The sequence below is a fragment of the Bradyrhizobium sp. IC3123 genome, from assembly GCF_020193625.1.
GTDB lineage: Bacteria > Pseudomonadota > Alphaproteobacteria > Rhizobiales > Xanthobacteraceae > Bradyrhizobium > Bradyrhizobium yuanmingense.
The window spans coordinates 172,185-196,816 of sequence record NZ_JADYVF010000002.1; the positions used below are offsets into that span (position 1 = coordinate 172,185).

Annotated in this window: 14 protein-coding genes; 1 reads left to right on the forward strand and 13 read right to left on the reverse strand. The window is 65.6% G+C overall.

What is annotated here, in order from left to right; translation table 11 throughout:
• Positions 1-14: 14 nt before the first annotated feature.
• The 7 genes from I6F20_RS06175 to I6F20_RS06205 all read right to left on the reverse strand — a co-directional run bounded on the left by I6F20_RS06175 (position 15) and on the right by I6F20_RS06205 (position 11,594).
• Positions 15-2,252: a tetratricopeptide repeat protein gene (locus tag I6F20_RS06175; RefSeq protein ID WP_225125459.1), complete on the reverse strand. Its 2,238-nt coding sequence runs from the start codon at positions 2,250-2,252 to the stop codon at positions 15-17.
• 118 nt (positions 2,253-2,370) lie between these two features.
• Entirely contained in the window at positions 2,371-4,644 is a 2,274-nt protein-coding gene (locus I6F20_RS06180; protein WP_225125460.1) for an O-linked N-acetylglucosamine transferase, SPINDLY family protein, read from the reverse strand.
• A gap of 112 nt (positions 4,645-4,756) precedes the next feature.
• Entirely contained in the window at positions 4,757-6,988 is a 2,232-nt protein-coding gene (locus I6F20_RS06185; protein ID WP_225125461.1) for an O-linked N-acetylglucosamine transferase family protein, read from the reverse strand.
• Between the two features lie 92 nt (positions 6,989-7,080).
• A complete protein-coding gene (locus I6F20_RS06190; protein WP_035999552.1) occupies positions 7,081-7,818 on the reverse strand; it encodes an amino acid ABC transporter ATP-binding protein in 738 nt (245 codons plus the stop codon).
• A gap of 11 nt (positions 7,819-7,829) precedes the next feature.
• Complete coding sequence (locus I6F20_RS06195) at positions 7,830-9,350, reverse strand: amino acid ABC transporter permease (RefSeq protein ID WP_109145812.1); 1,521 nt, start codon at positions 9,348-9,350, stop codon at positions 7,830-7,832.
• Positions 9,347-10,552: an amino acid ABC transporter permease gene (locus I6F20_RS06200; protein WP_036027974.1), complete on the reverse strand. Its 1,206-nt coding sequence runs from the start codon at positions 10,550-10,552 to the stop codon at positions 9,347-9,349. Before I6F20_RS06200 ends, I6F20_RS06195 begins: the two co-directional genes overlap by 4 nt.
• 25 nt (positions 10,553-10,577) lie before the next feature.
• Positions 10,578-11,594, reverse strand: coding sequence for an amino acid ABC transporter substrate-binding protein (locus I6F20_RS06205; protein WP_036027973.1), 1,017 nt, complete (start codon positions 11,592-11,594; stop codon positions 10,578-10,580).
• Positions 11,595-11,991: 397 nt separating this feature from the next.
• Here I6F20_RS06205 and metC point away from each other — a divergent pair, with 397 nt between their 5' ends.
• The gene (gene metC, locus I6F20_RS06210) at positions 11,992-13,176 is read left to right on the forward strand and encodes a cystathionine beta-lyase (protein WP_036039383.1); all 1,185 of its coding nucleotides are present in this window, start codon (positions 11,992-11,994) and stop codon (positions 13,174-13,176) included.
• A gap of 65 nt (positions 13,177-13,241) precedes the next feature.
• Here metC and I6F20_RS06215 read toward each other — a convergent pair whose 3' ends face one another.
• From I6F20_RS06215 to I6F20_RS06240, 6 genes are all read right to left on the reverse strand, one after another.
• Entirely contained in the window at positions 13,242-13,580 is a 339-nt protein-coding gene (locus tag I6F20_RS06215) for a lipid-A-disaccharide synthase N-terminal domain-containing protein (RefSeq protein ID WP_025036223.1), read from the reverse strand.
• Positions 13,577-14,314 (reverse strand): glycosyltransferase family 2 protein, encoded by a 738-nt coding sequence (locus tag I6F20_RS06220; RefSeq protein WP_036027971.1) that lies wholly within the window; start codon positions 14,312-14,314, stop codon positions 13,577-13,579. The genes I6F20_RS06215 and I6F20_RS06220 overlap by 4 nt, the downstream gene beginning before the upstream one ends.
• A gap of 77 nt (positions 14,315-14,391) precedes the next feature.
• Positions 14,392-15,237 carry a phosphatase PAP2 family protein gene (locus I6F20_RS06225; RefSeq protein WP_225125462.1) on the reverse strand — a complete coding sequence of 282 codons (846 nt, stop codon included), beginning with the start codon at positions 15,235-15,237 and terminating at the stop codon, positions 14,392-14,394.
• Between the two features lies 1 nt (position 15,238).
• On the reverse strand, positions 15,239-16,981 hold the full coding sequence (locus I6F20_RS06230) for an ArnT family glycosyltransferase (RefSeq protein ID WP_225125463.1): 1,743 nt from the start codon (positions 16,979-16,981) through the stop codon (positions 15,239-15,241).
• A 50-nt stretch (positions 16,982-17,031) separates the two neighbouring features.
• Positions 17,032-19,143 (reverse strand): penicillin-binding protein 1C, encoded by a 2,112-nt coding sequence (gene pbpC / locus I6F20_RS06235; protein ID WP_518513052.1) that lies wholly within the window; start codon positions 19,141-19,143, stop codon positions 17,032-17,034.
• A gap of 65 nt (positions 19,144-19,208) precedes the next feature.
• Positions 19,209-24,404: an alpha-2-macroglobulin family protein gene (locus tag I6F20_RS06240; protein WP_225125465.1), complete on the reverse strand. Its 5,196-nt coding sequence runs from the start codon at positions 24,402-24,404 to the stop codon at positions 19,209-19,211.
• Between the last annotated feature and the right edge of the window lie 228 nt (positions 24,405-24,632).

The following is a 24,632-nucleotide window of genomic DNA, read 5'->3' on the forward strand; positions in this document are numbered from 1 at the left end:
GCGGTTCGGCCGGCTTAAGCGACCTCCCCGCTTTCCGAGGCCGCGGCACAATAGTCGCGCCAGAACTTGCGGTAGCCCTCCTCGACCCTGCGCGTGTAGGTTTCGACATTACCCGCGGCCGAAGCCGCGATCCGGGCCGGCAATTCCGCGCGCAGCTTTGCCAGATGCGCGGGCTGGGCAGCGAATTTGCACGCGATAGCGGCGTAGCCCTCGTCGTCCTCGGCCACCCAGTCGTCAAGACCGACGGCGGCCGCGATGGAGCCGCCGGCGCGCGAGGATGCGCCGTGGCCGAGCTTGGCGACGACCGGAACGCCCGCATAGAGGGATTCCCAGGTGCTGACGCCGCCGTTCTGCGGAAACGGATCGAGCGAAATATCGACCAGCGCGAAGGCTCGCAGATGATCGGCGCGCTCGGACGAGCCGAGGCAGGTGATCCTCTCCTCGGCAATCCCGTGGGCGACAAAGCGCGCGAGAAGGCCGTCGCGCACTAGGGGATCGTCGAGCAGCGTATGCTTGATGATGATCTTCGATCCGGCCACCTCCCGCATCACGTTCGACCACACGCGAATGGCCTCGTCCGAGATCTTGTTGACGCGGTTGAACACGCCGAAGGTGACGTAGCCGTTGCGGAGCATGGGAAGCTCCGAAGGCGGCACATCGAGGATGGGATCGATCGTGATCAGACACGGCAGGTCATAGACCTTTTCGGCCAGCAGATGCCGCGCCGATTGCGGAATGAAGACAGGGTCCGCGAGCACGTAGTCCATCGTCCGAAGGCCGGTACCGGTCGCGTGCCCGAAGCCCGTGACCTGGATCGGAGCCGGCTTGCGGGCGAAGATCTGAAGCCTGTTGCCCGACGAGTGCCCGGACACGTCGATCAGGATGTCGACCTTGTCGGCCTCGATACGATCGGCCAGTTCGTCGTCGAACATCTGCCAGGCATCGACCCAGCCGTCTGCCGCCGACTTGAATTCGGCTGTGATCGCATCTCGTGTCGGCGAGCACGAATAGCAGACGACCTCGAAGCTGGCATGATCGTGATGGCGCAGCACCGGCAGCAAGCCGAACGCCGCCGAATGATACCAGAATTCGGCGGAAACATAGCCGATCACGATCCGCCTGTCGGGATCGAGCTGCCGGGGGGCGAGCTTCCTCTGCGGCACGCGGGCACCGATCGCTTCGCCCCAGGACCGTCGCGTCGCCTGCTGGATCGTGAAATCGGCGTCGGGGAGAAAGTCAAGATAGTAGATCTTCCGCGCCATCAAGTCTGGATCCGGAGAGATCGCCAGCGCGGCGTCGAGATGTTCGATTGCGGACGCGATTTCTCCCTGATTTGCAAAACAGGAGCTCAGCAACGCCAATGCGATCGTGGAACGTGGATTCTGCTCGAGCAAGGTCGTGCAGGCCAGGATCGCCTGTGCGGTGTTGCCCAGGCTGAGCGAGACCTCCGCCTTTCCCCGCAAGGCCATTTCGAACCGGGGCGAAAGTGCAAGGGCCGCATCGAAGTCCGCGGCCGCCTGTTCCAGCCGCGACAGCGCCGAGTTGAGGCGTCCGCGCTGCGCCAGGATCTTCGCCGAATCGGGCTTGATCGCGAACGCCGCTGCGAGTGCAGCTTCCGCCTCATCGTAGCGCTTGAGCTCGATGCTGACCACGCCTTTGCCGATCAGCGCTTCGACGTGGCGCGGCTGAAACAACAACGCGCGGTTAAAGCTCTCCCTGGCGCGGTCAAACCGGAACAGCGCCAGCTCCGCCACGCCATGATTGCAAAGCGCGTCGGCGTAGTCGGGCTTCAGCTTGATGGCGCGCTCGTAGACCTCGATGGCCTGTTCGGGCAGGTTCATCTGGAGCAGGATGTTGCCGAGGCCGGCCAGGGCGGGGGTAAAACTCGGCTTCAGCGCGATCGCTTTCTCCTGACAGGCGCGCGCCGCTTCCAATTTCTGAAGCACGAAGTAGACGGCCGCGAGATTGCTCTGAGCCTCGTGCGAACGCGGATCGATCGCAATCGCGCGCTCGAGCAGCTGTTGCGCTTCGTCGAGGCGCCCGCCCTGCTGCACGCTGAGGCCGAGCACGTGCGTCGCGTCGAAATGATCCGGAACGGCTTGCAAGATCTGGCGGCAGAGCGCCTCGCTCTCCGCATATCTGCCTTGACCATAGGCGCTCGCCGCGGCGGAGATGACGGCGTCGGCCTGCTTCTTCAATTTCTTCTGCAACCGCGCATTCTGGAATGCGCGCGCGCCGACGCTGCTCTGCAAGGTGTCTCTCCGGAAGATGGCCCAAGGCCGAGTCTAACTGATTCGCGCACCGACCCGGCCGGGCTGCCGGACCAGAAATCCGTCCGGGATATCCCGGGGGTCGCCTGCAGGATGCGGCTCAGGAGCCGCCAGGTGCGTCCGCCCCGCTGACCGCAGCGTCGCCGTGCTCGGCGGCAGCGGCACAATAGTCGCGCCAGAACTTTCGGTAACCCGCCTCGAGCTCACGCGTGTAGATCTCGACATTGCCGGCGGGCGAGGCTGCGATCTGGGCCGGTAAGCCCGCGCGCAACTTCGCCAGATATTCGGGCTGCGAGGCAAACTTGCGGGCGATCTCGACATAGCCGTCGTCATCCTCCGCGACCCAGTCGCCGAGGCCGACGGCCGCCACGATGGAGGCGCCGGCACGCGAGGAGGCTCCAATGCCGAGCTTGGCCACGACCGGAACGCCCTTGTAGAGGGATTCCCAGGTGCTGATGCCGCCGTTCTGCGGGAACGTGTCGAGGGAAATATCGATCTTGTCGAAGGCCATCAGATGGTCGTCACGCGAGGTGGTGCCGAGGCAAGTGATGTCCTCCTCCGCAATACCCTGTGCGATGAAGCGTGCGACCAGGCTATCGCGCAGCAGGGCATCGTCGAGCAAACCATGCTTGAGGATGATCTTCGATCCCGGCACTTCCCGCATGATGCGCGACCACACGCGGATCGCATCATCCGAGATCTTGTAGATGCGGTTGAACACACCAAAGGTGACGTAGCCGTTGCGGAGCATCGGCAGCTCGGAGGGCTTTAGATTGGTGACCGGCTCCATCGTGATCAGGCACGGCAGATCGTGGATCTTCTCGGGAAACAGATGCCGGGCCGATGGCGGAATGAAAATGGGATCGGCGAGCACGTAATCCATGGTCGGCATGCCCGTACCCGTCGCGTGTCCGAAGCCGGTGGCCTGGATCGGAGCCGGCTTCCGCGCGAAGCATTGCAGCCTGTTGCCGGTCGTGTGGCCGGAAACGTCGATCAGAATGTCGACATTGTCGGCCTGAATACGATCGGCGAGCTCGTCGTCCGACATCTGCCAAGCGTCGACCCAGACGTCCGCCAGCGCCTTGAACTTGGCGGTGTACTCGTCCGCCCCCGGCCAGGCGTAATAGCAGACGATCTTGAACTTGGCGTGATCATGATGGCGCAACACGGGCAGCAAGGTGAGTCCCGCCGAGTGTTGTCGGAATTCGGCCGCGACATATCCGACCACAATCTGCTTGTCCGGATCCAGCGGCCGCTTCGGCAGCGTCCTTTGCGGAATCCTCGAGCCGATTGCATCCCACCAGGACTTTCGCACCGCCTGCTGGACCGCGAAATCCGCCTCCGCAAGGTAGTCCAGCAAGAAGATCTTGCCTCTGATCGCGTCTCCATAGTCCGGTCGGAGCGCCAGCGCGCGATCGAGATATTCAATCGCGGATTCCATATCTCCCTGGTTCGAATAAGCGAAGCCCAGAAGCGCCAACCCCATCTCCGAGCGAGGATTTCGCTCGATCAAGGTCGTTGCGGCCGCCATCGCCTGCGCGGTCCTTCCCATGACGAGGCAGACCTGCGCCTTGCCCCGAAGGGCCAGCTCGAGCTTGGGCGAAATCGCAAGCGCCGCATCGAAATCCGCCAGCGCCTCCTGCAGGTGCTGCAGCTCGTAACTGAGCCGTCCGCGCTGGGCCAGAATTCGTGGCGCGCCTGGCTTGATTGCGAGGGCCTGAGCGAACTTGGCTGCGGCCTCCTCGTGGTGCCGCAGCTCCATGCTGACCATGCCGCTGCCGACGATGGCCTCGGCGTGACGCGGCTGAAACAGCAGGGCGCGATCGAAGCTCTCCTTGGCACGCATGATCTGCCCAAGCACGATCTCGACCATGCCGCGATTGCAGAGCGCATCGGCATAATCCGGTTTAATCTTGATGGCGCGCTCGTGCATCTCGAGCGCCTGTTCGTACAGCCCCATATGCATCAGCGTGTTGCCGAGGTTGGTCAGCGCCACCGCGAAATTCGGCTTGAGCGCGATCGCCCTCTCCTGGCAGCGCCGCGCCTCTTCGTAATTGCCGAGGTCGAAATGCACGGTCGCGAGGTTGTTGTGGGCATCGTGCAGGCGCGGATCGAGCGCGATCACGCGCTCGAGCAGCTCCCTCGCCTCTTCCAGGCGCCGGCCGTCATGGGCGCACATGCCGAGCAGGTGCATGGCATCGACATGATCCGGAAGGGCTTTCAGGATCTCGCGGCATAGCGCCTCGGTCTCGGCATATCGGCCCTGGCCATAGGCGTTCGCGGCAGCGGCAATGACGGCGTCGGCCTGCTTCATCAACTTCTTCTGCAATCGCGCATTCTGGAACGCGCGCGCGCCGCCGCCGCTCTTCTGCAAGGTGTATCTCCGGAGGATGCCCTCAGCAGAGTCTAACTGATTCGCGAGCTTGGCCTGCCGGTCACCGGAGTCCTATCGCCTCCGGGATTTCCCGGGGCCCAGCGCAATCGTCCTACGCCACGTCCGAGGCGGCGGCACAATGATCGCGCCAGAACCGGCGATAGGCCGCTTCGACCTCGCGCGTGTAAAACTCGACGTCGCCGGCCGGCGAGGCTGCGATCCGAGCCGGCAGATCCGCCCGCAGCTTTGCCAGGTAGGCCGGCTGCGCCGCGTGTTTGCACGCGATCGCGGCATAGCCCGCGTCATCCTCGGCGACCCAGTCCTCCAGGCCGACGGCGGCAACGATGGAGCCGCCGGCGCGCGACGAAGCGCCGCTGCCGAGCTTGGCGACCACGGGAACGCCGGCATAGAGGGACTCCCAGGTGCTGATGCCGCCGTTCTGCGGGAAGGTGTCGAGGGACATGTCGACCATCGCAAAGGCCCGCAGATGCTCGGGGCGCGAGGTCGAGCCCATGCAGATGACATTCTCTTCGGCGACCCCTTCTGCCGCGAACCGCGCGACCAGTCGATCGCGCAGCAATGGATCGTCAAGCAGCCCGTTCTTGACGATGATCTTCGATCCCCTCACCGCATGCATGACGTTCGACCACACCCGGATGGCTTCGTCCGAAATCTTGAAGATGCGGTTGAACACCCCGAAAGTGACGTAGCCGTTGCGGAGCATGGGTGGCTCTGAAGGCGGAATGTCCAGGATCGGATCGATTGTGATCAGGCACGGCAGGTCGTGCACCCTTTCGGCCAGGAGATGGCGCGCCGATTGCGGGATGAAGATCGGGTCCGCGAGCACGTAGTCCATGGTTTGAAGGCCCGTCCCCGTGGCATGCCCGAAGCCCGTCACCTGGATCGGCGCCGGCTTGCGGGCGAAGACATGAGGCCTGCTGCCGGTCGTGTGCCCGGAGACATCGATCAGAATATCGATGCCATCGGCCTGGATGCGGTCGGCCAGCTCGTCATCGGACAATTGTGCGGCATCGACGAAGACATCCGCGAGAGGCTTGAAGCTCTCCGTCATCTCGTCCTGCACCGGCCAGCAGGAATAGCAGACGACCTTGAACTGGGCGTGATCATGATTGCGCAGCACCGGCAACAGAGAGTATGCCGCCGAGTGGTCCCTGAATTCGGATGCGACGTATCCGATCACGATCCGCCGGTCAGGATCGAGTGGCCGCGGCGCCAGCGTCCTTTGCTGCAGCTTCGCGCCGATCGCGTCCCACCAGTATTTCCGCGCGGCCTGCTGGGCGGCGAAATCGGCCTCCGGCAGGTAGTCCAGCACGAAGATCTTGTATCCGATCGCCTCCGGAAAATCCGGCGCGATCTCGAGCGCGGCGTCGAGGTGCGCGAGCGCGGTCAGGATGTCTCCCTGGTTCACATGGCACGCCGCCAAAAGCGCCAACCCCATCTCGGATTGCGGATTGACCTCGAGCAGCGTCTTGACGCCTGCCATCGCCCGCGCCGTGTTTGCCGCGAGAATGTCGATCTGCGCCCGCCAGCACAGCGCGAGCTCGAGCCGTGGCGATTGCGCCAGCGCCGCGTCGAGGTCCGCGGCCGCCTGCTCCAGCCGGGCTAAACTCAAATTGAGCCTTCCACGCTGCAACAGAATCCGCGGCGAACCCGGCTTGATCGCGAGCGCGGCGTCGAAGGCGGCACCCGCCTGCGCGAAGTGCCGGAGCTCGAGGCTGACCATCCCCCTGCCCGCGATCGCCTCGGCGTGAGATGGCTGAAATGTCAGGGCACGGTCGAAGCTCGCCTTGGCGCGCTCGAACTGGCCCGTCATCAATTCCGCCATGCCGCGGTTGCAAAACGCATCGGCATAATCCGGCTTCAGCCTGATCGCCCGCTCGTGCAGCCCGATCGCCTCGTTGCCGAGGCCGATGTGCAGCAACGTATTGCCGAGATTGGTCAGGGTGATCGGACAATTCGGCTTGAGCGCGATGGCCTTCTCCTGGCAGGCGCGGGCGCCAGCGAATTTCTCCAGCGCGAAATAGACGGCGCCGAGATTGCCGTGCGCATCGGGCGAACGCGGCTCGAGTGCAATCGCACGTTCGAGCAGGAATTCCGCCTCGTCGAGCCGCCCGCCGTCGAACGCGCGCAGGCCGAGCAGGTGCGTGGCATGAAAATGATCCGGCACCTCCTTCAAGATCTCGCGGCAGAGCATCTCGGCCTCATCGGGCCTGCCCTGCCCGAGTGCCTCGATCGCGAAGGCCATGACGGCGTCCGCCTGCTTCTTCAGCTTCTTTTCCAGTCGCGCATTCTGGTATGCGCGCACGCCAGCACTGCTCTGCAAGGTCTCTCTCCGGAGATGGTCCGAAAAGAGGCAAGCCGATTCGGATGGTGCCAGGCTTGCGGTCAGACCGGCGAGGCCACGGGTCGCCGGACTCAGCGCAGAATCTGGCTCAGGAACAGCTTGGTGCGGGCGTGCTGCGGGGCGGCGAAGAACTCGTTCGGAGTGTTGGCCTCGATGATCTGCCCGGCGTCCATGAACACGACGCGGTTGGCGACCTCGCGGGCAAAGCCCATCTCGTGAGTGACGACCAGCATGGTCATGCCTTCCTCGGCGAGGTCGACCATGGTGTCGAGCACCTCCTTAACCATCTCGGGGTCGAGCGCCGAGGTCGGCTCGTCGAACAGCATCACCTTCGGGTTCATGGTCAGGGCTCGCGCGATCGCGACGCGCTGCTGCTGGCCGCCGGACATCTGACCCGGAAACTTGTTGGCCTGGTGCGGGATCTTGACGCGCTCGAGGAACTTCATCGCCGTCACCTCGGCGTCCTTCTTGGGGATGTTGCGGACCCAGATCGGCGCCAGCGTGCAATTGTCGAGCACGGTCAGATGCGGGAACAGGTTGAAGCTTTGGAACACCATGCCGACTTCACGGCGGACCGCGTCGACGTGCTTGAGGTTCGGCCCGAGCTCGATGCCGTCGACGACGATCTCGCCTTCCTGGAATTCCTCCAGCGCATTGATGCAGCGGATCAGCGTGGACTTGCCCGAGCCCGAGGGGCCGCAGATCACGATGCGTTCGCCCTTCTGCACCGCGAGATCGACGTCACGCAGGACGTGGAATTCGCCGTACCATTTGTTCAGGCCGGAAATCTTGACGATGGGCTCGGACATGGTGGCCTCGATCAGTTGCGGCGGTGGGCGTTGAGGCGGTGCTCGACGAACAAGGAATAGCGTGACATGCCAAAGCAGAACAGGAAGTAGATGATCCCAGCGAAGGCGAAGCCGGTGAACGCCGTCGACGGCGTCGACCATTTCGGATCCGCGAACGAAGCGCGCAGCGAGCCGAGCAGATCGAACAGCGCCACGATCGAGACCAGCGAGGTGTCCTTGAACAGCGAGATGAAGCTGTTGACGAGGTTCGGAATGACGTGCCGCAGCCCCTGCGGCAGCACGATCAGCGAGGTCGTCTTCCACCAGGACAGTCCGAGGGCGGCGGCCGCCTCGCTCTGCCCGCGCGGGATGGCCGCGAGCCCGCCGCGGACGTTCTCGGCCTGATAGGCACCGGTGAACAGCGCGATTCCGATCAGCGCACGCACCAAGCCGTCGACGGTGAAATTGCCGGGAAGGAACAGCGGCAGCATGTAGGTTGCGAAGAACAGCACGGTGATCAGCGGCACGCCGCGCCAGAACTCGATGAAGGCGATCGAGAAGATCCGGATCAAGGGAATGGTCGAGCGGCGGCCGAGCGCGAGCGCGATGCCGATCGGCAGCGAGGTGACGATGCCGGTGACGGAGACCACCAGCGTCACCAGGAGGCCACCCCACAGATTCGTCGTTACGATCGGCAATCCGCCGTGATCGAGATCCATCAGCCTGATGACGATGGCGATGCCAATGAAGGTGGCGATGCTCGACGCCAGAGCCCGCCCGCCGGTGCGAACACCACCGCCGAGAACGAAGGCGATCAGGCAGACGATCGCGCCCGTGACGGCGAAATCTGCCCAGACCGGCTGGCCCGTGCCCTGGATATAATCGCGCAGCCAGGTGAGCGGAAAGATCAGCCAATGGATCACCGTGCCGAGCAGCACGATGAGGCTCCCGAGCACCCACAGCAGCGGACCGACCGCGGAGGTCCTGCTCGAGGTGAGCAGCGCCTGTCCGGCACCGACGATGCTCTCGTCGAACAATTGCAGCAGGCCGGCCGTCCAGCTCAGCCCGAAGCCCTTGATGCCTCCGCCGTGCAGCAGGAAGAACGCCACCACCGGAAAGGCGACGAAGAACAGGCCGGCATTCAGGCTCTTCGCCGGCAGCCGCGGAATGAGCAGCGGCAACAGTAGGACCACTGCAAGCAACAGCGTCAAGTTCACCCGCCAACGCTCGGCCTCGGGATAGAAGCCGTAGATCAGTTGCGGGAGCTTCGCCTGGATGTAGGGCCAGCAGGCGCCGACCGCAAAGCCGGCGTTCTCGGCGAGGCACGCGGTGCGGTCCTTACCGCTCCAGACCGCATCGACCAACAGGAACTTGACGGAGGGAACGATGGTGAACCAGAGCAGCAAGGCGCCGACGATCGTCAGCAGGATGTTGGTCGGCGAGTTGAACAGGCGCGTGCGCATCAGGCCGATGAAGCCCGTGGTCTTCACCGGCGCCGGACGCTCGGCGAGCAGGTCCTGGCGGACGAAGCTGGACGAGATGACATCGCTCATGCGCCGAGGCTCCGGCTGACACGCCAACCGTAGACGCTCATGATCGCGCTGGTCAGGAGCGAGATCAGGAGATAGACGCCCATCGTCATGGCGATGATCTCGATCGCCTGCCCGGTCTGGCTCAGCGACGTGCCGGCAAACACCGACACCAGGTCAGGATAGCCGATCGCGACCGCCAGCGACGAGTTCTTGGTGAGATTGAGGTACTGGTTGGTCAGCGGCGGCACGATGACGCGCATGGCCTGCGGCACGACGATGAGGCGGAGCGTGGCGCCGCGGCTGAGGCCGAGCGAAGATCCCGCCTCCATCTGCCCCTTGTGAACGGACAGGATGCCAGCGCGCACGATCTCGGCGATGAAGGCGGCGGTATAGGTCGCCAGCGCCACCGTCAGCGCCACGAATTCCGGGATGATGCGTGAGCCGCCGGCGAAGTTGAACCCCCTCAGCTGCGGCAGCTCGAAGGTGAAAGGCAGACCGAAGACCAGCATCGTGGCCAGCGGAAGCCCGAATAGCAGGGCCAGCACGGAAGGCCAGATGCGGATCACCTGCCCGCGCTGAAACAGCGCTCGCCTTGCGTAGACGCGCAGCGCCAGTGAGGCGACGATGCCGAGCGCCAGCACCGCGAGGAACGGCGCGAGACCGCTCTGACCGATCGGGCTGGGAATGACGAGGCCTCGATTGCTGATGAAGGCAATGCCGAACAGGGAAATGCTCTGCCGCGGATTTGGCAGGGCCGCGAGCACCGCCAGGTACCAGAACAGGATCTGGAACAGCAGTGGCAGGTTGCGGATGACCTCGACATAGATCTCGCCGACCCGCGACAGCAGCCAATTGGGCGACAGCCGGCACAGCGCGACGATGAAGCCGATCACCGTGGCGAAGACAATGCCCACCACGGAGACCACGAGCGTATTCAACAGTCCGACCACGAACACGCGCAGGAACGTGTCCGAGCCGGTATAGGAGATCAGGGTCTGGTTGACGTCGAAGCCGGCATTGTTCCTGAGGAAGCCGAAGCCGGCGGCGATGTGCTGGTTCTCGAGATTGGCCCGCGCGTTGGAGACGATCTCGTAGCCGATCCAGCCCAGGATCGCCGCGAAGGCAAACTGGACGGCAACGCCGTTCCAGCCTGCCTTGCCGCCCAGAATGCGCCGGATCTTCAGCGCGATCTGGGGCGGCGGTTTTCGAGCCTCGGTGCTCATGCCGCTGCCGGCCGATCAGGGCTGATCAGCGGATCGGCGGCGCGTACTGAAGACCGCCCTTGTTCCAGAGATTGTTGACACCGCGATTGATGCCGAGCGGCGAACCGGCGCCGACGGTGCGATCGAACACCTCACCGTAATTGCCGACGGTCTTGACGATCCGCACCACCCAATCCTTGGTCAGGCCGAGCTGTTCGCCGAAATTGCCGTCGCTGCCGAGCACGCGCTTCAGCTCGGGATTTTCCAGCTTCGCCTTCTCGTCGATGTTCTTCGAGGTCACGCCGAGCTCTTCGGCGGTGAGCATCGCGAACAGCGTCCATTTCACGATGTCGAACCACTGGTCGTCGCCGTGCCGCACCATCGGACCGAGCGGCTCCTTCGAGATGATCTCGGGCAGCACCATGTGGTCGTTGGGGCTGGCGAGCTTGAGGCGGTTGGCGTACAGGCCCGACTGGTCGGTGGTGAAGACGTCGCAGCGGCCGGCCTCATAGGCCTTGACGGTCTCGTCGTTGGTGGCGAACGCGATCACCTCGTACTTCATGTTGTTGGCCTTGAAGTAGTCGGCGAGATTCTGCTCAGTGGTGGTGCCGGTCTGCACGCAGACCGATGCACTGTTGAGCTCGAGCGCCGAATTCACCTTGAGCGACTTCTTCACCATGAAGCCCTGCCCGTCGTAATAGGTCACGCCGGTGAAATTGGCGCCGAGCGAGGTGTCGCGCGAGATGGTCCAGGTGGTGTTGCGCGAGAGCACGTCGACCTCGCCGGATTGCAGCGCCGTGAAGCGGTCCTTGGCCGACAGCGGCACGAACTTGACCTTGGTCGGATCGTTGAAGATGGCGCCGGCAATGGCGCGGCAGACGTCGACGTCGATGCCGGTCCAGTTGCCCTTGTCGTCGGGCGAGGAGAAGCCCGGCAGGCCTTGGCTGACGCCGCAGGACACCATGCCCCGATCCTTGACGGTCTTGAGCGTTTGCGCATCGGCGGCTTGGGCGGTGAGGCCGGCGGCGAGAGCAAGGGAGAGAGCCAGGGTTACGCGTTTCATGGGCTTTGGGCCTTTCAAGGTCGTCTCAAGGTCAGGAATGTTGTCTTAGGATCGTCTCTGCCAAACCAGGTCCTTCAAGAATCCGGCCTTGCAAGAGTCATGCTGGAAAACCTTGCCGAACACTCGCCGATCTCGGGAGCCCATACCTTCATCCCCGCCGCCGGCGCCCGCCATCTCTTGGCTGTGACGCGACGTCCGGTCAGGCAATGGATCGAAGGTCGCGGCAGGCCCCTCAACATGCGGCGACTGAATAGCACCTGCGCATCACAGAACGACTGGCGTTCCGGGTCAAGGGGTTGACGGGACTCTTCTGTGTTCTGTTATTAACGACCGCGGCCTTTCGGTCGGCCCAGGGGCGCGATGCGTCCGGTGGAAACGCGGTTTTGAAAGCAGGCGCATGGATTCTTCGTCCCCCCAAGAGCAGCACGCCGAGACCCGGCTGGTCACCTCCGGCCGCGACACCAAGGCGCAGAAGGGGTTCGTCAATCCGCCGGTCTTCCACGGCTCGACCGTGCTCTATCCGACCGCAGAGGACCTGCACGCCCATCGCGGCGAGTTCACCTACGGCCGTCACGGTTCCCCGACGACCAAGGCGTTCCAGGAGACGCTGATGGCGCTGGAGGGTCCGCAATGCGCCGGCGTCGGTATCGTGCCGTCGGGGCTGTCGGCGATTTCCACCACCCTGCTCTCGGTGCTCAAAGCCGGCGACCACATCCTGGTGGTCGACAACATCTATCGACCCTCGCGCAATTTCTGCAACGGCATGCTGACCCGCTACGGCGTCGAGACCACCTATTTCGATCCGATGATCGGCGCCGGCATCGACAAGCTGTTCAAGCCCAACACCCGGGCCGTTCTGGTGGAGGCGCCGGGCTCGCAATCGTTCGAGATGCCCGACATCCGCGCCATCGCCGAAGTCGCACATGGGCGCGGCGCGCTCGTCATCGACGACAACACCTGGGCGACGCCGCTCTATCACCGCTCGCTGGACCAGGGCGTCGACATCAGCATGCAGGCCGCGACGAAATATATCGGCGGCCATTCCGACATCATGTTCGGCACCATCTCGGCCAACGCCAAGGCCTGGCCGATGATTGCCGAAGGCATCCGCTTGCTCGGCGTCTGTGCCGGCCCCGACGACGTCTTCCTGGCGCTGCGCGGCCTCCGCACGCTGTCGGTGCGGCTGGCGCAGCATCATCGCTCCGGGCTCGAGATGGCGCGCTGGCTGGCGGCAAGGCCTGAGGTTGCGCGCGTGCTGCATCCCGGGCTGGAGACCGATCCCGGTCATGCGATCTGGAAGCGCGACTTCACCGGCGCCTCCGGCCTGTTCAGCATCGTGCTGAAGCCGGCGCCGCAGCAGGCGGTCGACACCATGCTCAATACGCTGAAGCTGTTCGGCATGGGCTTTTCCTGGGGCGGGTTCGAGAGCCTTGCAATTCCCTTCGATTGCGATGCCTATCGCACCGCGACCAAATGGGAGCCCGGCGGCCCGACGCTGCGTCTCCACATCGGGCTCGAGAGCACCGACGACCTCAAGGCCGATCTCGACCGCGGCTTCGCTGCCCTCAAAGCGGCCATGTGAGCATCAGGATTGGGCATCTCGCCTAGCAACGTGCCAGGCTTCAACAAGCGGAGCCGAACGCTGGATCAGCGGTCCAGCGTCTTCGAGGCGGTGCCGCGGTTCTTCCAGATCAGCATGATGTTTCTGATATAGATGATGGTCGCGAGCGACTGTCCGAGGATGATGACGGGCTCGCGCTTCACGACGCCATAGACCAGCGTCATCAGCCCGCCGCCCATCGAGCAGAACCAGAACGCCATCGGCACCACGCTGTTGCCGGCGCGCTCGCTCGCGATCCACTGCACCAGGAAGCGCGCCGTGAAGAACAGCTGCGCGACCAGGCCGAATGCCAGCCAGAAGTCGAACTTGGCGACGAAGACGTCATAGAGATAATTGCTCAGCGCCTGACCGTATTGAATGATCATGCGTCCACCTCGGTCACTTCTGGCGTCGGCTTCTTGCGGCGGATCAGCCACCAAACGCCGGCGAGATCCATGATGCCGATCCACAGCCGGTCGAAGAAACCATAGTTGGACACGCCCGAATGGCGCGGCCGGTCGATCACGTCGACATAGGCGATGTCGTAGCCTTCGCGGCGGACCAACGCGGGAAGGAAGCGATGCAGCCCGTCAAAATAAGGCAGCATCAGGAAAACGTCACGCCGGAACGCCTTCAGCCCGCAGCCGGTGTCGCGCGTGCCGTCCTTCAGGATGGCGTTGCGAATGCCGTTGGCGACGCGCGACTGGAATTTCTTGAAGCCGGTGTCCTTGCGCCCGATCCGCTGGCCGGCCGCGAGCCCGACGCGCCCTGCTCCCTTCTCGACCGCCGCGATCAGGTCGGGCAGGAAGGCCGGATTGTTCTGGCCGTCGCCATCGAGTGTCGCCACGATCTCTCCGCGCGCCGCGCGCACGCCGCTGCGCACGGCCGCCGACTGGCCGCCCGATCTTGCATGGCGAAGCTGACGCAGATTGCTCTGCTGCTTCATGATGGCGCCAAGCCGCTCGCCGGTGGCGTCGGTCGAGCCGTCGTTGACGTAGATGATCTCATAGGGCCAGCGGCCATCGAGTGCCGCGCCGATCTCCGCGATCAGCGGCGCGATGTTGTCGGCTTCGTTGCGCACGGGAACAACGATGGACACCGAAGGCTGGGACGTCGACAAATCGAGGCTCGTGGTTGGAATTGACCTGCCCAAAGGACCTGCCCAAGGGAACCGGCGGTCCCGGCAGGCAGCCGCTTTTATGGGGCGGATGCCCGGTGGGCAACCCTTTTGAGGCGGTCGGAAAACGTCCCTGAAAGCGGCACGATGGTGCCGTCGGCGCGGATGGCAAATCCGAGCTTTCGGGCCGCGAACCAGTAATGAACGGCCATGGCGCCCACCGTTCCGACCAGAGCGCCGGCGACCACGTCGCTCGGATGATGCGCCAGCAACACCAGGCGCGTCAGCACGATCACGATTGCGTAAGTGAACATGAAGACGCGCAGACGCGGCCACAGTGCCGAGACGGCAAACGCCAGGGCGAACGCGGCCACGGCGTGGCCTGACGGCAGGCTGGCATAAGCCCCCGTCCCCTCGAACGGGACGAAGTTGAACGGATTGGCCTTGCCCCCGACGAACGGACGTCCGCGGCCGATGACATATTTCAGGATCTCGGCGACGAAGGCTGACACGGCAACCGACAGAAACAGGAATTGCAGCCGCGTGCCGAAGCCGAGCAGCAGCGCGCGGCGGCTCCCACGCAGCCCGGCCGCGACGAGCGCCAGCACCACCAGCGCAGCCCCCAGCACCGAGAGGATATACTCGTCCTTGCCGAAATCGGTGAGGATGCGGATCGGCCACAGGCTCGGCGTGCCGCGCGGCGGCATCAGCAGGATCTCGGTCTGATCGAACGCGACCATCAGCACGATGACGAGCGCTGCACCCGCCGTGGCAAGCCACAGCGAATGCCGCGCCAGCTTCCGGGCGGCCTCGGCGCGGCGCGAGTGCGAGGGCGACCGCACGAGCTGCGCCAGCGCGCGCCAGGACACCGCTAGCAATTGCGCAGGATAGCCGGCATGCGCTGCAACGTCGGTCAGAGCCCGCATCCTATTCGGTACCTTCCGATCGGAAGATCGAGATCGAGATCGCGCGCCCTTGCGAGAAGTTATAGCCGTCGATGCGCGCGCCGACCTTGTAGCGCAGCCCGATCGCCTCGGCACGCTGCACGAAGCTGCGCTCCGAGCGCTGCTCGATCAGCGCGAAGCGGCAGCTGCCCTGCCGCAGGAAGTCCGCCGCACCGGAGCCGTCCGTGAGCAAGGTCCGGGTGCCCGCCAGGAAGACGAGGCTCGGCTCGTGATAACCGGCCGCAGCCGCCTTCGGTCCGACGCAGGTGACGTTGCGAAGCGCGCGCGCGATCTCGATGCTGGGAAACAGCGGGGTCAGCGACGGCAGCACGATGCCGTAAATCGTCACGGCGAGCATCAGGCCTGCGACCAGGGCGTTGAGAAACGAGCGCTCGGCGCGGTTGGTATCGAACAGCCACCAGGCGAACAGACCGAAGATCAGCGCGGCCGCGATGAACGGCCAAGCTACGAAAGCGGGCTGCCGCGTCAGTATCACCGAGCCGACCACCGCGATGATGGAGGCGGCTGCGGGGATCGCGAACCACCAGGCCGAGCCGCGCATCAGCCAGGAGCGCGACAGCACGCGCCGCTCCACCGCGCCGGCGGTGAGGATCGCGATCGCGGGATACAACGGCAGCACGTAATGCGGCAGCTTGGTCAGCACCGCCTCGAACACGATCCAGGACGGGATCAGCCAGGCCAGCAGGAACTGCGCACCGGGCTCGCGGCGGGCCCGCCACACCGCGGGCGCCGCCATCGCCGCCAGCGGCGCACCTGGCCAGAACGTGATCCAGAACAGCGCCAGGTAAAGTCCGGGCGGTGCGCCGTGGGATTCCTGGGCGCCAAGCTTGCTCAGCATGTCGCCGCCGACGGAGGTGGTGAAGAAGGTCTCGCCCGCGCGCCAGAAGATCGCGACGAACCAGGGCAGCACCAGCACCAGCATCCACATCAGGCCCCAGACAGGCCGCAGCTTCCACAGCCAGGAGGCGTCGCGGTCCTGGATCGCGAGCGCGACGATGGTCAGGCCTGCGAACATCAGGATCAGCGGCCCCTTGATCAGGATGCCCGCAGCAAGCGCGGTCCAGAAGATCGCGGGCCAGCTCCAGGGCGGATGCGTCTCGTCCTCGGCGCGCTGCCAGGACAGATAGGCCCGCGCCATCGCGCCCATCGCGGCAACCACGCAGAGCAGCAGCACGGCGTCGGTCTTGGCCAGGCGCGCCTCGACGCCGAGCAGCACCGAGGCGCACATCATCAGCGCCGCCAGCACCGCGGCACGCCGCGTGACGAAGCCGAGCGCGGCCCAATACGTCATCAGCACGGCGCCGATCGCCCCCATCAGCGACGGCAGCCGGTAGACCCAGATCCGCAATTCGGCCTTCGGCAGCTTGAGCATCGAGGCGGCCTCGACGGTTGCCGACTGCAACCAGTAGATGCCGACCGGCTTCTTGTAGCGGACGTCGTCCTGAAAGCGGATGTCGACATAGTCGCCGCTCTCGACCATCTGCTTGGTGGCCTGGGCAAACCGTGCCTCGTCGCGGTCGATCGGCGGGATGGTGAAGAAGCCCGGCAGGAACAGCAGCAGCGCACACAGCACCAGGAAGCCGACCGCGCGCGGGTGGCTGGCAGTGACGATGTCGAGCATGCGCACGAGCCCGCTGCCCGGATTTGTGGGCGATTTCGACTCGCGGGGGGCACCAAAACGGGGGCTGGGGTAGGTGTCGGCCATTGGTTCCGCTTACGCTGAAACCGCCATGGCGACAACCGCTTAAGGCAGGGTCATTGAATTCGAATGACGACTGTGTCCGCGGCGCCCGTGGCGTCGATCACGGTGAGCCGTGCAAAGCCCGGGCCGGGCGGATCTATCAGCCGCTGACGGCGGCCGTCGATCTCGCCGAGCGCGGTGCCGTTAACCATGACGGTCATGGGCAGCACGCCGCCGGCGACCTTGACTGGCATCGCCGCGCTCGCCCGGCCACCCGATCGATCGACGTCGATCCGCGAGCCGTTCAGCGGAAACTGGATGTGCAGCGGCTGCTCGCCCCCGCTTCGCACCAGTTCGCCGACCGGACGGAACCGCTTCAAGGGCAGCGGCAGCTTCGCGTTGCTTGCGACTAGGGTTCCCTTGGGCGGCTTCGGCAAGGCGGTCAGCGTCTTGCCGCTGCGGGCGAAGGCATCGAACAGGATGGGCGCGGCGGCAACGCGTCCGATCAGGCCGGGAACCGGCGCTCCGTCCGGACGGCCAACCCAGACGCCGATGGTCATGCGACCGTCGAAGCCGACCGACCAGGCGTCGCGATAGCCGTAGGAGGTGCCGGTCTTGAAGGCGATGCGGTTGTGGGCGGCGTTCTCCGGCGGTGGCGTGCCGAGCAGGACGTTGCCGACCTGCCAGGCTGCGACCTGATCCAGCAGCCGCAGCGGCTCCCGATCGTCCCTGGCCGTCACGATCTCGCGCAGCGGCTTGGTGGTCCCGAGGCGGGCAAAGCCGGCATAGAGCTGGGCCAGATCCTGCAGCGTCACGCCGACGCCGCCGAGCCCCATGGCGAGGCCGGGCGCTTCGTCCTTGGGCAGGACGAGGTTGCCGCCGGCCTGCCGCAGCCGCGAGGTCAGCCGGCTCGAGCCGACGCGGTCGAGCAGCACGATGGCCGGCACGTTCAGCGACAGTTGCAGAGCCTTCCTCACCGGAACCGTGCCCTGGAAAGTCATGTCGAAATTTTCCGGCGCATAGGAGCCGAAGCGGACCGGGCGGTCGTCGATCAAGCTGTCGGGATGGACAAAGCCGTCCTCGAAGGCGAGCCCGTAGATGAAGGGCTTGAGCGTCGAGCCGGGTGAGCGGATGGCGCGGGTCATATCGACCTGCCCCGCCCGGCTCTCGTCGAAATAATCGGCCGAGCCGACGCGGGCGAGCACGTCGCCGCTCTCATTGTCGACCACGACGATTCCGACCGAGATGTTCGGACCCAGCGCAGTTGCGCGGTCGCGCGCCAGCGGCTCCAGCACCTTCTGCAAGGTCGCATCGAGCGTCAGCTTGATGATCGGCGCGTCCTTGACCGTCGACTGCGCGGCGTCGGAGGCATGCGGCGCCAGGATCGGCATCGGCCTGCGCAGTTTCGGCACCGGCATCGCTTTGGCCTGATTGGCGTCGTCGGCGCTGACCACGTGCTCCTCGACCATGCGGTCGAGCACGCGGTCGCGCGCCTTGCGCGCAGCCTCCGGAAACCGGTCGAGCCGGCGTGTCTCCGGCGATTGCGGCAGCGCGACCAGCAACGCGGCCTCCGCCAGCGACAGCCGCTTCGGCTCCTTGCCGAGATAGGAGATCGACGCCGCGCGGATGCCTTCGAGATTGCCGCCATAGGGCGCCAGCGCCAGATAGAGATCGAGGATCTGCTCCTTGCTCATGCTGCGTTCGATCTCGATGGCACGCACGATCTGCCGCAATTTTGCGTAAAGCGAGCGCTGCCGCCGCGGCTCCATCAGACGGGCCAGCTGCATCGTGATGGTCGAGCCGCCCGAGACGATGTGGCCGCGCGTTCCGAGCTGCAAGGCGGCGCGTCCCAGGGCGAGCGGATCGATGCCGCCATGGGCGTAGAAGCGCTGGTCCTCATAGGCGAACAGCAGTTTCAGGTAGGTCGGATCGACGTTGGTCCTGGCATCGACCGGCAACCGCCAGCGCCCATCCGCCATCGCATAGGCGCGCAGCAGCTTGCCGTTGCGATCGATGATGGTGGTTGAGACCTGGCGGGCTTCGTCGAGCGGGAGCGGGCCGAGCGAGTAGACCCAGCCAACGAAGCCGATGATGGCGAGGATAAAGGTGAGCGCGGCTGCGGAGAGAAGGCGAAAGGCGATCCGCCCCCTCCGCCCGTCATGGCCGGGCTTGACCCGGCCATCCACGCCAACACCCACCGCCGGCGCGGCTGTGGATGCCCGTGTATGTGGCTCGACCTCGCTCATCTCACTCACTTCGCCGCCCGCACCTCGACACTGCCCGTGCCGGTCCGGCCATAGCGCGAGGGATTGTACATGTCCTCGACATAGGCCTGCGGCAGCACGTATTTGCCGGGCGAGACCGCGCGCACGACATAGCCGAGCGTGAAGACCGACTTGGAATCCGAGGCCCGGTCGACGGCCGCGGTGAAGCGGTCGTCGCGGAATTCGGTATGTTCCGGCTCCTCGCCGTCCTCGATCCAGTCCAGCGTGCCGCTGTCGCCGGACGACACCAGGTTCGGATTGTCGATCTCCAGGCCCGCCGGCAGATAGTCGGACACCATGATGTGGCCGTACTCGGGCTTGGCCTCGGTGATCTTCAGCACCACCGCAAAGCGCTGGTTCTGCTTGACCTTGCTGATGTCCGCGGGCTTGCCGTCGAGCGTATAGTAGCCGCGCTCGATCTTGAAGCCGTTGGACGCCGCCGGCTCCGGCGTGACCGGCGAGCCCGACACCGAGACGACCGCCTGCACCGGCGCCTCGCCGGTGTTGGTGATCTTCGGCGGCTTGCCACCCAGCGTGTCCGCCTTGTAACTGCGGTACAGCGCAGTCTTGACCGGCTGCCCATCGACCTCGATCGAGAGGTTCTCCTTGGCGAGCGCCCGTGCCGCCAGCACCAGCCACGCATTCTCCTGCGTGGAGGTGTAGGGCGTCAGCCCACGGGCGGTCTCGACCCGCGACACCGCCTGCGTCAGCGTCGCCCTCGGCGCATTGCCTTCACTGGCGAGCGACACCAATGCTGCGGCATCGCGCAGCTGCGAGCCGTAGTCGGTGCGGCCGAATTCCAGCGCGGGCTTCGGCGCAAGGCTGTCGAGCGCCGCGCCATAGACCCGTTCGGCGCGGTTGCGGTCGCCGACCAGGGCGAGCGCCGCCGCAAGCTGCGATTTCGCGATTGGGGTCGCGAGGTTGGCGAGCTTGGTATCGGCGAGATAGCGGAGATCGCCGATCGGAGCTGCGCCGTTACGGGCGAGCACATAGAGGCCATAGGCGAGATCGCGGCCACCGTCCTTCTCCGGCTCGTCGGCATTGACGACGGAGTTGCGGATACGGTCGAGCGCGTTCTTGAACAGCACGTCCGGCACCGCAAAGCCCTTCTCGCGGGCACGGGTGAGGAAGTCCGTCACGTAGGCATCGAGCCAGGCATCGTCGCCGCCGGCCAGCCACAGGCCGAACGAGCCGTTCGAGCCCTGGCGCGCCAGCAGCCGCTCGATGGCGTCGCGGATGCGCTGGTCGACCTCGGTGTCCATGGCAAGATGCGCGCCGGCCGCGAGCTCGTTGACATAGAGCAGCGGCATCGCCCGGCTCGTGATCTGCTCCGAGCAGCCATGGGGATAGCGGTCGAGCGCTTTCAGGATCGTTGCCGCATCGAGCGCGGTCGACAGGCTGGCCGAAACAGAGACACTGCCAGTGCCCGGCACGAGGTCGGAGAACATGTCCGAGCTCAGCGTCAGGCTCTCGCCCTTCGCCAGCGTCCGGATCGAGCGCCGCGCCAGCACCTGCGTCGCCGGCTTGACGTCGAACACATAGTGACGCACCAGCGCGAGGCCATTCGGCCCCTTGATGTCGACGTCGAGCGTCGCCTGCCCCGCCGCGGTCGCATCGAGCGCGAGCGAGAACGAATTGCGCTGCTTGGCGGCGAGCTTCACCGTGGTTGCGGGATTGCCGGTCATCTTCACCGGGCCGCCCGCCTTCACGTTGATGACGTAGTCGCCGGCCTGGCCCTCCACATTGTCGATCTCGAGATTGACCGAGCCGCGGTCGCCATTGAGCAGGAAGCGCGGCAGCGTCGTCGTGAGCACGACGGGATCGCGGATCACGACGTCGGTGTTGGCGCGGCCGAGCTTGGTCGCGGTCCACGCCACCGCCATCACGCGCGCGGTGCCGGCGAATTCCGGAACATCGAAGCTCACTTCGGCCGAGCCGTCGGCGGCGACCGTGACGATGCCGGAATAGAGCGCGAGCGGCTTCTGCGTGGGCGGCGAGCCCTGTAGCTCGCCACCGGCGTCGCCGCCGGACTTGATCTGGCCGCGCGTGCCCGACATGCCGTCGATCAGCTGCCCGTAGAGGTCGCGGATCTCGGCGCTGAGGCGACGCTGGCCGAGATAATAATCGTCCGGCGCCGGGGGCTTGTAATTGGTGAGATTGAGGATGCCGACGTCGACCGCGGCGATGACGACCTTGGCGTCCTCGCCCGGATTGAGCCCATCGAGCTTGACGGGGATCTTCAGCGTCGAATTCGGCCGGATCAGCGAAGGCGGCGACAGCTTGACCTGCAAGGTGCGAGCCTGCTTGTCGATGCCGAACCATTTCAGCCCGATCGCACGGCCAGGCATGCGCTGGGCGGCGGCATCGAGCGGACGGCGCAGCGTCGCCACCACATAGGCGCCGGTGCCCCAATCCTTGCCGATCGGGAGCTTGACCTGCGCGGTGCCTTCCTTGACGTCGATGGTCTGCGTCGTCAGCAGCCGCTCGCCGAGCACGTTGATGGTGAGCTTGCCGGCGCTGCGGACGTTGACGGACACCGTCATGGTGTCGCCGGAGGCGTATTGCGGCTTGTCGATCGAGGTCTCCAGCAGGTCCGGCGTGTCGGCGCTGCCGTCCGAGTACCAGCCGACGTCGAACTGCACCGAGGTCACCGGGCCGTCGGCCTCGTTCGACTTGACGTCGAGCCGGTAGCGGCCGGGCTCCGGCGTGAGCGAGAGCCGCGTCGGCTTGTCGACCGTAACAGTGACGTCGCCGTCGGCGACGCGCGAGGTCGACTTGACCGGCTCGTACTCCCAGTAATTGTTCTGGCGGTACCACTGGTAGCGCGATTCGATCTTCAGGAGCTCGTAGCGCAGACCGTCGCGGCGCAGCTTCTCGCCGTCCGGCGAGACGAACACGACGTCGAACTCGGCCTTGTCGCCCTCCGTGACGTTCTTGTCGCCGAACAGCGGCTTGATGCCGATCTGCGCCGTTGCCGGCGCGACCGGCAGCACGATCTTGCGCTCGACGGCGCGGCCGCCGGTCTCGACCATGCGGACGAAGATCTGTGCCTCCTGCGGGCGCGTCGAGGCCGGCTGCTTGTCCAGCGTCACCGGGAAGGTCGCGACGCCATTGGCGTCGGCCTCCGGCAGGTTCTCCAGCGGCGTGCGCTCGTTCGAGGTGGTCTCTTCGTCGTCGACGCCGAACTTGTAGCCGGCAAAGCCGGGCCGCTCGGCCGCCGGCGCGATCAGCATGTCGCCTTCGAGCTGCAGGCCCGAAGCAGGTGCGCCATAGAGGAAATGACCGTCGGCCTTAAGCTCCACTGGAGCGTTAGCTTTGATCAGCTTGTCCTTGGCGGACAAGTCGAATTCGATCCGATCGGGGACGTAATCCTCGACCATGAAGGTGGTCTCGCCGACCGAAGCTCCCTTCGGATCGGTGAAGGCGCGCACCCGCCAGGTGCCGGTCGGTACGGCCGAGTTGAGCGGCACGGACAGCGTGCGGCCGCCGGCGCCCTGATCCGCCAGTACGGCGCGACGATATTCGACGCCGTCCGGGCGCTCGACCACCAGCGTCATCGGCCCGCCGGTGACGGCATTGCCCTGCCCGTCGCGCAGCAGCGCGGTGAGGAACACGGTCTCGCTGGAACGGTAGACGCCACGCTCGGCATAGACGAAGGCATCGGCGCCGGCGGGCACCGCGCGCCCCGAAACGCCGCGGTCGGACAGGTCGAAGGCCGAGGTCTTCAGGCTCAGGAAGGCATAATCGGCCTTCTCGCCGGTGACCGTGAGCATCGCCGGCGACAATCCGCCCTCGCCGCGCGCAAGGCCGGCCTCGAACAGCACGTGACCGGCATCGTCGGTCTTGCGCGTCGCCAGGATCTCGTTGTTGCGCGCGACCAGGCGCACCTCGGCCTTGCCGACCGGGTCGGTCGACGCCAGCGAGTTGACGAAGACATGAATGCCGTCATTGCCGGAATAAGCGGCGATGCCGAGGTCGGAGACGATGAACCATTGCGTGGCGAGCTGGTAGTCCTCGTCCGAGGCCCTCGCCGCGGCCGTCATGACGTAGACACCGGGCTGGAGCTCGCCGAGCGCCTGGTCGACCGGGAACGCCGTGGTGACGTCCTGGTTCAGCGTCGTCGCAGTCGCAAGCTCGCCGGTCCACACCTTGACGCCGCGCTCGTCGCCGAGCTCGCTGAGCTGGTACTTCGACAGCGTCCTCTGAAAATCGCTGTCCACGACCGTGTTGATCAGGTTGCGGTCGCCGATCCGGAAGACATTGATGCTAACCGCAGGCGTGTTGACACTGACGACGGGAATGCCGCGCTGGCCGGTCCGCGGCAGCACATAGGCGCGGCTGGTAAAGCGCACGAACGGCTTGCGGTCGCGCACATAGATGTTGAACTCGGCCGATTTCGGCAGCCCCTCCTTCACGGACGACGGCAAGCCGGCGCGCAGGTTGATGTTGTAGCGCTCGCCGTGCTTCAGCCCGTCGACGCAGAGCTGCTTGCCTTCGGCCGACAGCGCCGGCTTGTCCTGGCCTGCAAGCGCCAGGAACGGCGCGAAGTCGATGCGCTTGGCGAGCTCCTCGGAGAACTGGAAGCAGGCGCGCGGGCTCGCCGAGTCCGAGTCGACGGTATAGTCGAGCAGCCGGAAGCCGTGCTCGTCGCGCATCTTCTCATATTGGCCGCGGACCTCGGCGACCTCGCGCATGTCGAGCGACAGCCGCAGCGCATCCAGTGCCGGCCGCCACAGCTTGCGGTCGGCCAGCGCCTTGCCGAGCACGGCGAGCGCGTCGGCCTCCTCGCCCGGATTGCCGGCGCGCATGTAAGCGATATAGGCCGCCGTCGAGGCGCGCTCCAAAAGGAAGGTCTGCTCGCTCGAGCTCTTCGGCGAGATCTGGAAGATGACCTTGGCGAGCCGCAGCCAGTTGCCGGCATCCTCGGGCGTGGTCGCGGCGATCTGGCCGAGCACCGAAAGGCCGGTGCGGTAATCATTGCGCCGGAAGGCGGCGTCGGCGTCCGTCTTCAGCGTCGCATTGGTCTTGGCGACCGGCCCCGCCTCGCTCTTGATCTGGGCCTCCAGCTTGATCGCGGAATCCGCGAGGTCGTCGCGTTTGAACGCCTTGTCGGCGGCCTGCGCGGTGACAAGGCCGAGCGCTAGCGCGGCGCAGATTGTGACGGCGCGAACGAGACCGATCATTGAAGACTCCCGGAAAGCGCGGACGAACGCCGCGGCGGCAAATGAAATGCGCGGAAAGGTGACGGACTCAAGGCGATGGAACCAGAAGGTGCAAAGCGTCGCTTTCGCCATGACAGAGGTAAGCCCAGAGGAGACCGGCCAAGATATCGCCACGCACGCCGTCCTGATGGCGCAGCACTACCTGACCAGTCGACCGGCGGCCGTGCCCCGGAAGCTGTTCAGCGTTCC